The organism is Sporosarcina sp. So3-204 (assembly GCF_058068165.1).
In genome coordinates this window covers 332,852-346,887 of sequence record NZ_CM176485.1, presented here as the reverse complement: position 1 = coordinate 346,887, position 14,036 = coordinate 332,852, and the positions used below count along the sequence as shown (strand labels likewise).

Annotated in this window: 14 protein-coding genes and 1 tRNA gene; 8 read left to right on the top strand and 7 right to left on the bottom strand. The window is 37.7% G+C overall.

The genetic code is table 11. The annotated features are described in order from the left end of the window. The first annotated feature begins 149 nt into the window (after positions 1-149). Positions 150-1,001, top strand: a complete 852-nt coding sequence (locus AC3RV6_RS01660; protein WP_489747744.1) for a DegV family protein — start codon at positions 150-152, stop codon at positions 999-1,001. Between the two features lie 79 nt (positions 1,002-1,080). Here AC3RV6_RS01660 and AC3RV6_RS01655 read toward each other — a convergent pair whose 3' ends face one another. The 5 genes from AC3RV6_RS01655 to AC3RV6_RS01635 form a co-directional block, all read right to left on the bottom strand. Then, positions 1,081-1,566, bottom strand: coding sequence for an amidase domain-containing protein (locus tag AC3RV6_RS01655; protein WP_489747743.1), 486 nt, complete (start codon positions 1,564-1,566; stop codon positions 1,081-1,083). A gap of 572 nt (positions 1,567-2,138) precedes the next feature. Further along, the gene (locus AC3RV6_RS01650; protein WP_489747742.1) at positions 2,139-2,867 is read right to left on the bottom strand and encodes an amino acid ABC transporter ATP-binding protein; all 729 of its coding nucleotides are present in this window, start codon (positions 2,865-2,867) and stop codon (positions 2,139-2,141) included. Positions 2,868-2,915: 48 nt separating this feature from the next. Continuing rightward, positions 2,916-3,581, bottom strand: coding sequence for an amino acid ABC transporter permease (locus AC3RV6_RS01645; RefSeq protein WP_489747741.1), 666 nt, complete (start codon positions 3,579-3,581; stop codon positions 2,916-2,918). A gap of 33 nt (positions 3,582-3,614) precedes the next feature. Then, on the bottom strand, positions 3,615-4,436 hold the full coding sequence (locus AC3RV6_RS01640; RefSeq protein WP_489747740.1) for a transporter substrate-binding domain-containing protein: 822 nt from the start codon (positions 4,434-4,436) through the stop codon (positions 3,615-3,617). A gap of 152 nt (positions 4,437-4,588) precedes the next feature. Further along, positions 4,589-4,661, bottom strand: a tRNA-Ala gene (locus AC3RV6_RS01635). 67 nt (positions 4,662-4,728) lie between these two features. Between AC3RV6_RS01635 and AC3RV6_RS01630 the strand changes: the two genes are divergently transcribed. Both AC3RV6_RS01630 and AC3RV6_RS01625 read left to right on the top strand, forming a co-directional pair. Beyond that, positions 4,729-5,748 carry a DUF2804 domain-containing protein gene (locus AC3RV6_RS01630; RefSeq protein WP_489747739.1) on the top strand — a complete coding sequence of 340 codons (1,020 nt, stop codon included), beginning with the start codon at positions 4,729-4,731 and terminating at the stop codon, positions 5,746-5,748. Positions 5,749-5,820: 72 nt separating this feature from the next. Beyond that, complete coding sequence (locus tag AC3RV6_RS01625) at positions 5,821-6,285, top strand: YusW family protein (protein WP_489747738.1); 465 nt, start codon at positions 5,821-5,823, stop codon at positions 6,283-6,285. Positions 6,286-6,324: 39 nt separating this feature from the next. Here AC3RV6_RS01625 and AC3RV6_RS01620 read toward each other — a convergent pair whose 3' ends face one another. Then, positions 6,325-8,151: an ABC transporter ATP-binding protein gene (locus AC3RV6_RS01620; protein ID WP_489747737.1), complete on the bottom strand. Its 1,827-nt coding sequence runs from the start codon at positions 8,149-8,151 to the stop codon at positions 6,325-6,327. After that, positions 8,132-9,871, bottom strand: coding sequence for an ABC transporter ATP-binding protein (locus AC3RV6_RS01615; RefSeq protein ID WP_489747736.1), 1,740 nt, complete (start codon positions 9,869-9,871; stop codon positions 8,132-8,134). The genes AC3RV6_RS01620 and AC3RV6_RS01615 overlap by 20 nt, the downstream gene beginning before the upstream one ends. Positions 9,872-10,066: 195 nt before the next feature. Between AC3RV6_RS01615 and AC3RV6_RS01610 the strand changes: the two genes are divergently transcribed. From AC3RV6_RS01610 to AC3RV6_RS01590, 5 genes are all read left to right on the top strand, one after another. Then, a complete protein-coding gene (locus tag AC3RV6_RS01610; protein ID WP_489747735.1) occupies positions 10,067-10,450 on the top strand; it encodes a GntR family transcriptional regulator in 384 nt (127 codons plus the stop codon). Next, complete coding sequence (locus AC3RV6_RS01605; RefSeq protein WP_489747734.1) at positions 10,447-11,355, top strand: ATP-binding cassette domain-containing protein; 909 nt, start codon at positions 10,447-10,449, stop codon at positions 11,353-11,355. The genes AC3RV6_RS01610 and AC3RV6_RS01605 overlap by 4 nt, the downstream gene beginning before the upstream one ends. Continuing rightward, on the top strand, positions 11,327-12,079 hold the full coding sequence (locus tag AC3RV6_RS01600; protein ID WP_489747733.1) for a hypothetical protein: 753 nt from the start codon (positions 11,327-11,329) through the stop codon (positions 12,077-12,079). Before AC3RV6_RS01605 ends, AC3RV6_RS01600 begins: the two co-directional genes overlap by 29 nt. Continuing rightward, positions 12,079-12,765, top strand: coding sequence for a hypothetical protein (locus AC3RV6_RS01595; RefSeq protein ID WP_489747732.1), 687 nt, complete (start codon positions 12,079-12,081; stop codon positions 12,763-12,765). Before AC3RV6_RS01600 ends, AC3RV6_RS01595 begins: the two co-directional genes overlap by 1 nt. A 616-nt stretch (positions 12,766-13,381) precedes the next feature. After that, positions 13,382-13,987: a hypothetical protein gene (locus AC3RV6_RS01590; RefSeq protein WP_489747731.1), complete on the top strand. Its 606-nt coding sequence runs from the start codon at positions 13,382-13,384 to the stop codon at positions 13,985-13,987. The last annotated feature ends 49 nt before the right edge of the window (positions 13,988-14,036 follow it).

Genomic DNA, 14,036 nt, shown 5'->3' with positions numbered 1-14,036 from the left:
GATTTGCGCTATTATCTTTTTCAGTTCTCATTACATGCCTACATAAAATGAACCTATTTAACTAGCAATTCAATGCAAATCTATCACTCAATTACTTTCCATGGTATAATATTAATTAACTAAATAAACTAATAAGGATGATTTCTCAATTGACTAAAAAACCGATTGCTTGGATTTCAGACAGCACTGCCTATATCCCACAAAGACTTTTAGATCATCCAGACTTTTATACCGTTCCTCTAAATATACACTTTGGAGACAAGCAATATGCTGACGGTATCGATTTAACGTCTGAACAATTGTATTCAGAAATTAAGAATGCTGTTGAATTCCCAAAGACATCACAACCTTCAGCAGGACTATTCGCCGATAAGTACAATGAAATCTCTAATAACTATGACGAAGCAATTGCGATACATTTATCCACGAAAATGAGTGGAACACAAGACTCGTCCATTGGAGGCGCTGAACTTGCAAATTTCCCTGTCACTTTCGTTGATTCGCTATCCCTTTCATACGGTGCTACGGCTTTAATTGATAAAGGTATGGAAATGCAAGCCGACGGAGCTACAGTTTCAGAAATAAAAGAAGCACTTGATAAGATGGCTGGAACAGTGACTAACTACATTTTAATGGGCCAACTTGAACAATTATATAAAGGTGGACGAATGAGCGGAGCGCAATACTATCTGGGAAGCTTATTAAAAATAAAACCAATTGTCCAAATTTCTAAAGAAGGAAAACTTGAACCAATAGATAAAGTACGCTCCGAAAAAAGAGCATTACAATATTTAGTAGATAAAGTCATTGAAGCCCATAAAAGTGGCCTAAAAAAAGTCTATTTAATGCAAGGAAACGTGCTTGAACAAGCCGAAAAACTAAAAGGCTTAATGATCCAGCAAGTCCCCGATTTGGAAGTTGAAATTGGTGAACTTAGTTCAGTTCTTGCAGTTCATGCTGGTGAAGGCACAATTGCTGTTCTGTGGTGTGATGAAGCGTAATTTAATTTAAAACGGAGTTCGTTCTGTGGGTCACTCAACTTTGCACTAGTTGATGATGACCTTAAGAGACGAACTCTTTTTATTTGAAGTAATCATTAATTTTAAAGAATATATACCGTGCATCAGGCGTACTTGCATATGAATCCTTATAATCCCACAAGCGTCGTTGCGCACTATAAGTATGTGCATTGACAAGTGGCACTGATCCATCCTTCGCAGTTACAATCGTTGTATGATCAAAACGACCGTCATTTTGAAAATCATAACTGATGACATCACCTATTTCTAACATGTCAGCTCTCGGGACTTGGACAGCAGTCATCCCTTTCGTCGATCCTGCCAAATACCACCTAAGCGAATGAGATGTTGACCAACTCAAACTCCATGTACCCCCGCCGATCCACCAACCCTTTTCTCTATTCGGGTAACCCCACATCGGCGCACCACCCGCGCGAAGACATTGTGAAATATAATTTGTACAATCATTTTCAAATTGTGGATAAGCTGGGTTATAACTATCCCACCACATATTCGCATATCTCACTGCCGCCTCTCTATCGTACATCGTAATCCGCCTCCTCCTTGTAGAATATGAAAAGGAACTCGAACAGATGCATTAATCATTTGCATAGGAAACTGCTGGCTTTACTGAAGTAATTTGACTTTTTCTTTTTACAAGAATAAAAACGTCCACTTCCGTAAACCTCACGACGTCGGGGCGGAACTTCACAACATTTCCTATAAACCTCACAACGTCGAGGCGAAACCTTACAACATTTTCAAAACTTAGCAACATTAATCCGAAATCTCACAACATCAGCGCGGAACTTCACAACATTTCCTATAAACCTCACAACGTCGAGGCGAAACCTTACAACATTTTCAAAACTTAGCAACATTAATCCGAAACCTCACAACATCAGCGCGGAACTTCGCAACAATTTCTATAAACCTAGCAACGTCGAGGCGAAACCTTACAACACCCATCCAAAACATCACAACATTTACTGAACTTATCTAAATTCTCCGGCCAACAAGAACGACCATTGGCACGCCAAAAATAGTCAGCTACACAACTCAAAAAACACTAATCCAAAGGACACTTATTATAAAAAAAATCCTAAACCACTAGTTAGACTAGTAGCTTAGGACTTTAGATAAGAAATCTTTTGCGCGTTCAGAATCCGGATTCGTAAAGAACTTTTCCGGTTCGGATTGTTCTACGATTTTCCCATCTGCCATGAAAATAATTTCATCACAAATCTCTTTCGCAAAACCCATTTCATGCGTAACGACAATCATCGTCATGCCGTCTTGCGCTAACTTACGAATTGCATCGAGTACTTCTTTCACCATTTCCGGGTCGAGCGCGGATGTTGGTTCATCAAAAAGCATAATTTGTGGATCCATTGCAAGAGATCTGGCAATCGCAACACGTTGTTGCTGACCACCTGATAATCTTCCAGGATAAGCATCAAATTTATCGCCGAGGCCAAGTGAAGTTAAAAGCGCCTTCCCTTTTTCATCTGCCGCTTCTTTACTCATATCTTTTACTTTAACAGAAGCAATTGTAACGTTTTGTAAAGCCGTCAAAAATGGATATAAATTAAAACTTTGAAAAACGAAACCGATATTTGCTCGCGCTTTATTAATATTTGTTTTTTTATCGTGAATCGAAACACCATTTACGATAATTTCTCCATTATCTATTGGCTCAAGTGCATTAATTGTTCGAATAAGAGTAGACTTTCCTGCTCCACTCGGTCCAATAACAGCTACTACACGCGACTTTGGAACTTCAAGTGAGACATCTGTCAACACTTGATGCGTTCCAAAGGATTTATTTATATTTTTAACTGAAATCATACATAGCACTCCCTTACTCTTTGCTTATCCGACCAAATAAGATCAACTTCACTGTACACGTTTTAACAATCGCTGCTCAAAATAACGGATAATTAAAGATAAGCTAAAGGTTATGAGGAAATAAAGTAAAGCAACAAAAGTCCATACTTCAATTGAACGCATTGATGTTGCAACAAGGTTTTTCGCGTTCAATGTTAAATCCGCCGCTGATATAACAGAAACTAGTGATGAATCTTTAATTAGAATAATAAGCTGCGAGGCCAGTGGCGGTAAAACCCGCGTGAACGCCTGCGGTAAAATAATATGTCGCATCGCCTGCACATAAGACATCCCCGACGAACGTGCCGCCTCCATTTGACCAGTTGCAACGCCTTGAATTCCAGATCGAACAATTTCCGCAATAAATGCACCTGAGAAAATTGCAAGACCAATAATTGCACCCCAATAAGCACCTAACCTTAAAAACTGCCCAAGGACAAAGTAAATCCATATAAGTAAAACAAGTAGCGGCACACCACGCATTACCTCTACATAAATAGCGGAAATAAATCGAATCACTTTGTTCCTCGAAATACGTCCCATCCCAAATAATATTCCAATTGGTATACTAATTAAGAGCGCTAACGCGGAAATTTCTATCGTTTTAAGAACACCGTCAATAAAGACATCCATGTTCTTTGATATAACGCCCCAATCATATTGATAACCACCCATTTGTTTTGACCTCCTCTGAGACTGAAGAAGTGGTTATTCTTCTAATACTTTATCTAACCAATCACTTGTTTCAAACCAATTATGTCTAGATTCAAGCTCTGTTGGACTACCAATATAGTTTTCTAAAAATGCATTTAACCATAGAATCGTTTCGATATCATTTTTCTTTACTGCAATTCCTAAGTTTTCAGCAGAATCGAATCCTTCAAGTTCGCGAACTTCACCTTCATTGCGCAACTTCCATACAGCAACAGCTGGTGCATCATATAGAACAGCATTCGCTTGACCAATTTGCATAGCAGTCGCACCTGACGCAAAGTCTTCAAAATCTAGTACTTCAGCGTTTTTGAAAATATCTTTAGCCATTAATGCACCAGTTGTTCCAATACCAACAGCTATTTTATTTCCTTTAACATCTAGATCTTCCCAAGTCTTTGTAGCAGTATCAGCGCTTGGTACCATCAAAGCTTGGTCAATCATGTAATAAGGATTAGAAAAACTCATTGCAAGAGCACGGTCACCTCGAATTGTCATACCAGCAATTAGTATATCGACGTCACCAGTTTGTAATGCTGGTCCTAAGCCATCAAATGCAAATTGCTTAAATTCAACTTCTACGTCTAACACCTTACCAATTTCATTTGCAATATCCACATCATAACCTACGAAATCGCCTTCTGAACTTTTCATATCAAACGGGAAATATCCCGGTGCAGTCCCAATAACTAATTTCTTTTTATCTAAAACATTTTGTAGTGTAGATTTTTCAGCAGTTGTACCGCTACCGTCTTTACTACTACATCCCGCAATTAGCAGAACCGTAATCATTAACATTACGCCAAGCAATTTCTTCATCTAATTTCTCCCCTTTTTGTCTAGTAAACTATAATTCCTTTATATCAAATTCAACTCATTGTATAATTATACACTGTTACTTTATTAAAGGCTAGCCTTTTTCCACACAAAAAAGAGTGCCCGGATTAAACCGAAACACCCTTTTTCTTATATGGAGACTAGGGGGATCGAACCCCTGACCTCTTGCATGCCATGCAAGCACTCTCCCAGCTGAGCTAAGCCCCCGAATATTTGATACAATAAGAAGTATAGCAATTATATATATAAAAGACAACGGCAGGAGGTAAGGTTCATGCAGCATGTAGAGAGAGAAATTACAGAACCTATACAACTTTGTGATAAAAAAGGATTATTAAATCCAGATGCGATTGGCTTTGCGAGACATCCAATTATTCAAAGTAATTTATCAAAAAACTTTATGCGCAAGAAAAAGTGGAATTACTGGTGTGTCTACGGAGAAGATCTTCTTTTTTCCGCAACCATTAGTCATCTTGATTATGCCGCTGTCTGCTTTGTTTACGTTCTAAATTATGAAACACAGCGATTTTTTGAAAAACAAATTACAATTCCAATTGGACGAAAAGTAAAAATGCCAGAAAATGTACTTGAAAGTATAAAGTTTACCGATGATAATTTATCTATTCAAATTGTTCATCTTCAATATGAAACACATCTAACTGTTACAATTCCGGATTTCGATAATGAAGTACTTCATGCTGATCTCCATATTTATCATCCGCCTGAAGACGAGTCACTTAACGTTGTTATACCAAAAAGTCGTGATATTTTTCAATTTACGGCGAAGCATCATTCGCTCCCTACAAACGGATTTGTGAAAATTGGAGATACGCGTTTTAACTTTAATTCTGATTATAGCTTTGCTGTTCTCGACTACGGCCGTGGTATATGGCCACGTAATGCTAGTTGGAATTGGGCAATGGCATCACAACGTCTTGGTGGTCGCCGTATCGGTCTAAATTTCGGTGGACAATGGACAGATGGAACAGGTATGACTGAAAATGCAGTTTTTATTGATGGCCGGATGACTAAAATAAGTGAAGACGTGCTATTCACTTATGATAAAGAAAATTATATGGCGCCATGGACAATTAAAACTAGATTTTCCAGCACAGTTAACTTAACCTTTAAACCCTTTTTTCAAAGAGAAGCGAAAACAAATGTTAAATTAGTAAGCTCAGAAGTCCATCAACTCGTAGGTTATTTCAACGGATTCATTCATCTTCCTAACAATTCTGCATTACAAATCCGACAAATGCTCGGCTGTTCCGAAGAACATATTGCCAAATGGTAAAGTTTTAGGTTTAACTTTATAAAATAGAGGCAAAATATGCTTTAGAGGAACATAAATAAAGGAGTGGATGGTTTGAAGAAAAATATTTTATTCACTGTTGTACTAGCAACAGTTTTCTTAATCGCAGGATGTGGGTTTAATTCCAAAAAGGCAATCGAAGAAGAAGGAAAACCTACTATTATTAATAATCAAGAAGTAGAAAATGATTCTGCTCAATTCGGGGATGGATATGGTTTCAGGGAATTTGACTTAGAAATTGAAATCGACAATAAAGATGCCATTGATATTGAATTTGATGTCAACGATGGAGCCAAAGCTAAATATGAAAATGCCATGACCGATACTCGCTTAAAAGACGAAGATGCCATGAACGAAGCGCATGATTTGTTTATGGCCGTTTTATTGGATAAGGAAATGCCTGATGATGTAGCTATAGAAAAGATTAACGAACATCTTCGTGTTGAAAAATATTCCAAATTTGAATTAGAAGTTGAGTTTAACGATGGAACGGAACGTAAAATAACAGATACTAAATAAGGGAAAAGGTTATGAGTGCACGCACTCATAACCTTTTTTTCATTCAAATCCCATCAACATATGATAATAAACACCTTGTCGCTTTACGAGTGCATCTTGGGGACCCGATTCAATGAGTTCCCCTTGCTCCATAACATAAACGCTGTCCGCTTTTCTAACCGTATTTAGTCGATGGGCAATGACAAAACTAGTTCGTCCTTCCATCAGCCGTTCGAGTGCTTCCTGTATTTCAAGTTCAGTTACGGTATCAATACTACTTGTCGCTTCATCCAACAGAAGTAAAACAGGGTCTGCCACAAGTGCTCTGGCAATCGACAGTAGCTGTTTTTGTCCTTGTGAAATTTCGCCACCGTCTGCTGTTAATATTGTATTGTAACCATCTTTCAACTTACTAATAAAGCTATGGGCATTTGCTTTTTTCGCTGCTTCAATTATTTCTTCATCGGTCGCATCAAGTTTGCCGTACCGAATATTTTCGAAGACAGTCGTTTCGAATAAAAATGGATCTTGTAGCACAAAAGCCATCTGGCTCCTAAGTATTTGGCGAGGTAAATCACTAATAGGAATCCCATCGATGTATATTTCACCTTTATCCGTTTCATAAAACCGGGCAAGTAATTGCATAATCGTTGTTTTACCCGCACCCGTTGCACCAACAAAAGCAACAGTTTCTCCAGCTTTTACATGGAATGAAAGATCCTTAATCGTATACCCATCCGTCTTAACTGCGTAACCAAACGACACACGACGAAATTCTACATCGCCTTTTAAAATTGTATCTACATGTTCTGTTGCTTCGTCTTTTTCAATAGGCTCATCCATAATGCCAAAAACTCGTTCAGCACCTGCAATTGCCGATAATACTGTATTAAACTGATTTGCTAGGTCATTTAATGGTCGCGTGAACTGACGAGCCAATTCAGAAAATATGACAATTGTTCCTATTGTGACTACGCCATCCCCTTTTAGCGCCAATAAACCACCTACACCAGCAACTACAGCAAAACTTGCGTTGTTCAACATATTCATAACCTTGGGAATAAAACCGGAATAAGTCATTGCCCAAAAACCTGTGCGTCGTAGTCGACTACTTTTTTCTTCAAACTCTTTTACCATACGCTCTTCTTGGGAATATGCTTTGACGATTCGCTGACCCGAAATCGTCTCTTCAATCATGCCGTTTAATTCACCTATAGCTTTTTGCTGCTCTTTAAAAAGTTTCCCAGTACGTCGTGTAATCCAACGTACCGCAGCGAACATGATGGGAATAATAATCATCGTTAACAGTGTTAATAATGGACTTAAATAAAGCATGACTGCAATTGTTCCAACCAACGTCAGTACACTAGAAAAGACTTGAATAAAAGAAGTATTTAATGTTTGGCTGATATTTTCTACATCATTTGTCAAGCGACTCATCAATTCTCCGTGCTGACGTTTATCAAAAAAAGTTACAGGTAGCTTCTGTAAATGCGCAAATAGATTTGTCCGTAAACGGTAAACCGTTTGCTGCGCAATGCCAATCATCCAATAGTTTTGCAAGTACATCGATACAGATAAACCGATATAAATAAAAACGAGCAAAAAGATTTTATTGCCAAGCCCATTAAATTGACCATTAATAATATGGTCATCCAAAATCTGCCCCACCATGATTGGACCAAGTAGCGCCAAACCGGAACTAATAAAAACAAGTAGTAATACCGCAATGAGAAGGCCGCGTTGTTGATCTACGATTTGCCAAATACGCTGAAAAACAGATTTCCAGTTGCTTGCCCGCTCACCTTTTTTCCGTCCCGCCCCTTTAATATCATCTTTCGTTAATATTGGTTCATAACCAAAAGGTTTACGAGTTGCCCGTAACATCGTTATCCACCACCCCTTCTGATTGTGATTGAGAAATTTTAGCGTAAAGAGGAGACTGCTTCAATAATTCATGATGTGTACCGTAACCGACAACTCTTCCCTCATCCAAAAGAAGAATTTTATCCGCCCCTTGTGCTGTCGATATTTTCTGTGTTACGACAAGCATCGTCGCATCTTCCCCGGCAAGTGCATCCCACAACGCAGTTTCGGTTTTCACATCTAGCGCACTTGTGCTATCGTCGAATATTAAAATAGAAGGCTTGCGGACAAGCGCTCGCGCAATCGAAAGACGCTGCTTTTGCCCACCAGATAAGTTGACTCCTTTTTGCCCAACTCTTGTCTCATATTTTTGCGGAAACGATACAATTGAATGATGAATTTGTGCTTTTTTCGCAGCTAATTCAAGTTCTTCTATAGACGCGCCGGTATTTCCCAAAGACAAGTTTTCTAAAATAGACCCTGTGAAAAGTATAGACTGTTGTGGAACGAGTCCAATTTTACCTCGTAATTCTTTTAACGACCACTCGTCCACTTCTTTTCCACCGACAAAAATTTCACCCTTTGTCTTTTCGAATAAACGCGGAATTAAGTTTAACAATGTGGACTTTCCAGAACCCGTCGCACCCATTATGACAAGTTTTTGACCCGGCGCAACATGAAATGATATATCTCTTAAAACAGGCTCTGACTCGTCTGTATAGTTAAATGAAACATTTTCAAAGCGTAAATCTCCTATTAACGGCTCATGATTCTTTGTTGTCGGCTTGTCCATTTCAAGGTTTTCATTTAATAAAACTTCTTCCATCCTTTCAGCCGATGCTTTTGCTCGAGAATAGGAAATAATTATAAATGAGAAGATTGAAAATGCCGCCGTCATCCTTGTCGCGTAATTAACGACTGCCACGAGTTCACCAACTTTAGCGCCACCACCTTGAACCTCAACCACACCAAACCAAAGAACAGCCATTAAACTGACGTTCATAATTAATAATAATATAGGCATAATCAATTCCATCAGACGCATCGCTTTCACAGTATCCACTTTAAGTAAATCAGCTACTTTTGAAAACCGACTCGCTTCATACGTTCCTCTTAAATAAGCTTTAACAAGCCGCACCGCTTGTAAATTCTCTTGAATTGTTCTGTTAACCCCGTCCAACCTTTTCTGAATGCGAGCAAAATAACCAACACCTAATTTCGCCATAAAAATTAAAAAGAAAAGTAAAACAGGTGCGCCAATGACTAAATAAAGTGCTAACTTGGCGTTGACGATAAAAGCCATGACAAGACTTCCTATGACAAGAAGTGGCGCCCGCAGCATGATTCTTAGTCCCATAAAAAGTACGTTTTGTACCATTGTCACATCACTCGTTAGGCGCGTAACAAGGCCAGCTGTTGGAAACTTAAGAAAAGTAGCCATAGAAAAGGCTTGGACTTGGCGAAATAATGCCTGACGAAGATCGAAGGCAAAACTTTGACCCACATGCGCAGCAAAATAGGAATTAGAAATACCAGAAACGAATGAGATGAATGCGAGTAACATCATCACACTTCCCCAAGTCCAAATAACCTCTTTGTTTCCTACCAATATTCCCTCGTCAATTATTTTAGCGACCAAAAGTGGTTGTATTAACTCCACGAATAGTTCTAGTAACATTAGAAATAAAGCAATTGCGATTGGCCATTTATAAGGCTTCGCATATGAAAATACTGTTTTCAAAAATATAACCTCCAAAAGTATTTCGTTTAACGAATTGATATCAATTGGTTTCATTATGCCACAGCAAGTGTTAGGTGTATAGCGAGTTAAATTGAATAACGGAATTTTCAATTATGTCTTTTTGTTGTATTTATTCCAATAATAGCATATAGTACATTACAACAGTAATGCACTAACTAACAGGAGGTGACGTACGTGCTCGATACAAGTAGCTCAAAACCGATTTATGTACAAATTGCAGAGTGGATTGAAACGGAAATTATAGACGGAACACTACTTTCTGATGATAAAGTACATTCCCAATATCAACTTGCAGAGCTTTTTAATATTAATCCAGCAACTGCTGGGAAGGGGCTGACACTATTGCATGATTCTGGTGTTGTTTACCAAAGACGTGGGCTCGGTACATTTGTCTCTCCAGACGGACGGGAGAAGCTACTTATTAAACGAAAGGAAGAGACGCTACGACGACTAATAATAGAACTGCTGAATGAAGCTAGACTACTCGATGTCGACGAACGTCATCTTATATCCATGATTGAATCGGAACGTAACAACAGGAAGGAGGACAACGCATGACTAGCATTGACTTTAAAAATGTCTCTAAAGCTTACCGTTCACACACTGTGCTAAACTCAATGGATTTTTCAATTAAAGAAGGCACACTCACAGGTATTATTGGCCGAAACGGGGTGGGTAAGACAACACTCATGAAAATAATCGCCGGTTTTATCGAAGAAAGTTCTGGCTCTGTGCAAGTATTTTCAGAAAAACCATTTAACAGTTTAAAAGTATCAGCGAATTCAATTTTCATCGACGACGCAATGGCGTTTCCATTAGCAATGACGCTAAAAGATATTTTAGACGAATGTAAGCGATTTTACGCAAATTGGGATTCAACACTTGCAGATGGACTTATTGAGTATTTTGATTTTCGTTTGAACGCACGGCACAGTTATTTATCCAAAGGTAAAAAAAGTACATTCAATGCAATTATTGGGCTTGCAACACATTGTCCACTCACTATTTTTGACGAGCCGACAACCGGAATGGATTCGGCGGTTCGAAAAGACTTTTACCGAGCGCTATTGAAAGATTATATCGCTCACCCTCGAACTATTTTAATATCGAGTCATCATATAGAAGAAATTGAAGACTTACTAGAAGACGTACTGCTTGTCCATAACGGAAAAGCCAATTTCTTCGGACCAATTACAGACCTCCAAGAAATGTTCATTAAATTAGTAGGTCCAGCCGAAAAACTTTCTTATTATACGGAAGATAAAAATGTTATCGAAATGAGAAAAATCACATCTTACTCAGAATGGATCGTTGAAAATTCATTTCCAGCTGAAGTAATCGTTCGAATGAAGACAGACGGTATCAATATCTCCCCCATTTCTGCAAATGATGCCTACATCGCGTTAACAGAGCGGCCGAGAGGAGGAATCGACGATGTATTTAACCGAACCGAAACTATTTGACGTTGTAAAGAAACAATTCTTATTTAAAATGAACGCAAGTGGCGCAGCTTTTACTACGCTCATCATTTTGCAAATCATAACTTCCTTATCAAGCACTATCGGCATGAGTGGTTATCGACAATTCAGTGAGTTTCCAAACATAGAGTTCATTAATACATCAAATGATGGAGCGGTTGGCCTTACAATACTTTGGGCTATTATTCTCGGTGGAATGATCACATCGAATGCTCGAAAGAACGAGTCATTTACCTTTGTCACTAATAGAATTAGTCTCCATTTGTCTAACCTATTTTTCATGGTTATTGCCTCAATCGTCGGCGGCATTACAGCAACTTTAATAGGATCGGCCATTAAACTATTCGCGTTCCTTAGATACGGAGAAGTTATTTTGAATACGCCCGGTTTACTGGCCTCTCCTGCTGACTTTATCTTAAGAGTTTTGGTCGCAATTGCTTATACTTTACTATTCTTTTTAGTCGGTTATACAATTGGATCTTTTATTGTACGTAAAACTTGGTTTGTATTCGTTGCCGTCTTTATTGGTTGGTTCATTACTTCATTTACTTTAGGTATTTGGAATGGACCACAAGCCTTTGAAGGGGTTACTAACTTCTACGGTAACGAGCAGTCTATCGCTCTTTTCTTAATTAAAATAATCGTAACAGTCATTACCTTATTTGTAGTTTCTGTTGCCACGACAAATAGATTAGAGGTGAAAAGCTAATGAGTTTTGCAATTCTGCCGTTGTTAATTTTGATAATCGTGTTTGTTATTATTTTTAGAACGATGAAGCCTAGTAAGAAGTCGTTTGCGATCCAATTAAATCGACGGATGCATTATTCGTTTGTACTTTTTTACATCGCCTTATTAGTAATAGCAGTAGTTGCAGCAGAATCAATGGAACCAAAAAAATCCGTTCATTTAGCAGCACAAACGCTTACTCAGGAATCTGAGCTAGATATAATAAATGCGATTACTACCGGTATAGAAATTAACCCATCAAGGGTGCTTGTCGAAAGAACGCATAAGATTGGCGAAGAATTAACGATTGAAAATACAAGCGAAGGCACTGAGATTTACATCAAGCGAAAAGAGGTAAATGACGGGATTATAGAAGAAACGATTTATTCACCTACTTTCTTCGTAAATAATTATGACTTCACAAATTTCATTAAAATTATCGAACCTACTTGGACGAATAGTCGTATGACTTTTGAAGATCAGCCATTTCCCGTCATTGAACACGTATCTTATACCGATGCAACGCTTCTAAATCAGTTTTCTAAAAAAGATTTCGATAACTTTATGAGCTATAGTGCATCATCTACATCGGCAATTGTCTACTTGCTTGTTCCGAAAGACCTCGTTATTGAATCTCGATATGAAGAAGTTGTGGAGTATATTGATTGATGACATTTTGATAAATAAAAATCGCTTATGTTCAATCTAATGAAAATAACGGATACTCTAATCACGTTACCCATTCAGTTTGATCCTACAAAAAAAATAATAATGTATCTTGTAACATTTAAATCAACATGTACTAGGTTTTGGACCTCATTTTAAATTAGTCATTTGCATCGCATTTAGCGGTGCTTTTGGTTTATCTTTAAAGTAAAAACAATAAACTGAATAATACATTATTTCAAGAGTTTATCAGGCATATATGCTAAGGTGAAAAGAATTGAACTAAGAAATTAGAAGGGTTTTCTTTAAGTATTTAAAAACGGAAGCATGAAACAAAGTTCCATTTAATTCATAGTATTTAAGAATCAGGTACCTTGTAATTCAGTTAGATATAATAATAGTAATGTCGTTGTTCCCCAAACGGGCCATTTTCTTGACAATTTCTGATTATTATTTAGTCTATCAATCAATTTCATAATTAGGTTTTATTGCTACTCCACCACAATATATAGTTGAGTTGAAGCGTTCTCAAACTATATATTGCGTCGTTGTAGCAGATTAAGGTCATTATGAAATTGATTCAGATGTCTTAATTAAAAGGTAGTTGGGGGGATTTGTATTGAAAAAGTTATTTCTTATTTGGATTGCCTTAAGTACATTTTCATTGGTTGGATGTAGTGAAGAGTCGGTAGGAGAAAATGATAAGGTCTTAATTTTGAAGGATGAAGTAGAGCTTGAGGTCGATACTGATGAAATAGATTTGCGAACAAAAGTCGAATATCTAGACGAACGAAATCAATATTTATTGACGACGATTAACAATTTGACAGATAGCTTGTCAGATGAAGAAATGTTGCAATTCTCTAAAGATCAGATTACTTATGAGTTAAGTATTAATGGAGAACCTATTCCTGAAAATGGACAAATAATTGTCGAAGAAGGAATGGTTGAAATTTTATTGCCTGAGAGGAAATTAGGATTTGATTTCTTACCAGAGGATTGGTTAGAAAAAGGGATTATTAGCGGGGAGGAGTATATTGATCATTTGTTAAACATTGACACTTCGAATTGGACGCTAATTGGAAATGATGGCACTGTTAATACATCAAGGGGTTATCAATCAGCAGATATAAAGTCTGGTCAGCTGGCGTCTTTTGAGATTACCGACGAACTAAGAGAACGATTAGGAATTGACACAAATTCAATACAAATTAAAGTAAAGTGAATTCAACTATATGGTGCAGTTTGTGGAACATGAATTATTTATAAACACT

Coding starts and splice junctions, on each gene's coding strand:
- AC3RV6_RS01630 (WP_489747739.1), top strand. CDS start 4,729: ATGCAGCATGTAGAGAGAGAAATTACAGAACCTATACAACTTTGTGAT.
- AC3RV6_RS01605 (WP_489747734.1), top strand. CDS start 10,447: ATGACTAGCATTGACTTTAAAAATGTCTCTAAAGCTTACCGTTCACAC.
- AC3RV6_RS01640 (WP_489747740.1), bottom strand. CDS start 4,436: ATGAAGAAATTGCTTGGCGTAATGTTAATGATTACGGTTCTGCTAATT.
- AC3RV6_RS01595 (WP_489747732.1), top strand. CDS start 12,079: ATGAGTTTTGCAATTCTGCCGTTGTTAATTTTGATAATCGTGTTTGTT.
- AC3RV6_RS01600 (WP_489747733.1), top strand. CDS start 11,327: ATGTATTTAACCGAACCGAAACTATTTGACGTTGTAAAGAAACAATTC.
- AC3RV6_RS01645 (WP_489747741.1), bottom strand. CDS start 3,581: ATGGGTGGTTATCAATATGATTGGGGCGTTATATCAAAGAACATGGAT.
- AC3RV6_RS01620 (WP_489747737.1), bottom strand. CDS start 8,151: ATGTTACGGGCAACTCGTAAACCTTTTGGTTATGAACCAATATTAACG.
- AC3RV6_RS01655 (WP_489747743.1), bottom strand. CDS start 1,566: ATGTACGATAGAGAGGCGGCAGTGAGATATGCGAATATGTGGTGGGAT.
- AC3RV6_RS01650 (WP_489747742.1), bottom strand. CDS start 2,867: ATGATTTCAGTTAAAAATATAAATAAATCCTTTGGAACGCATCAAGTG.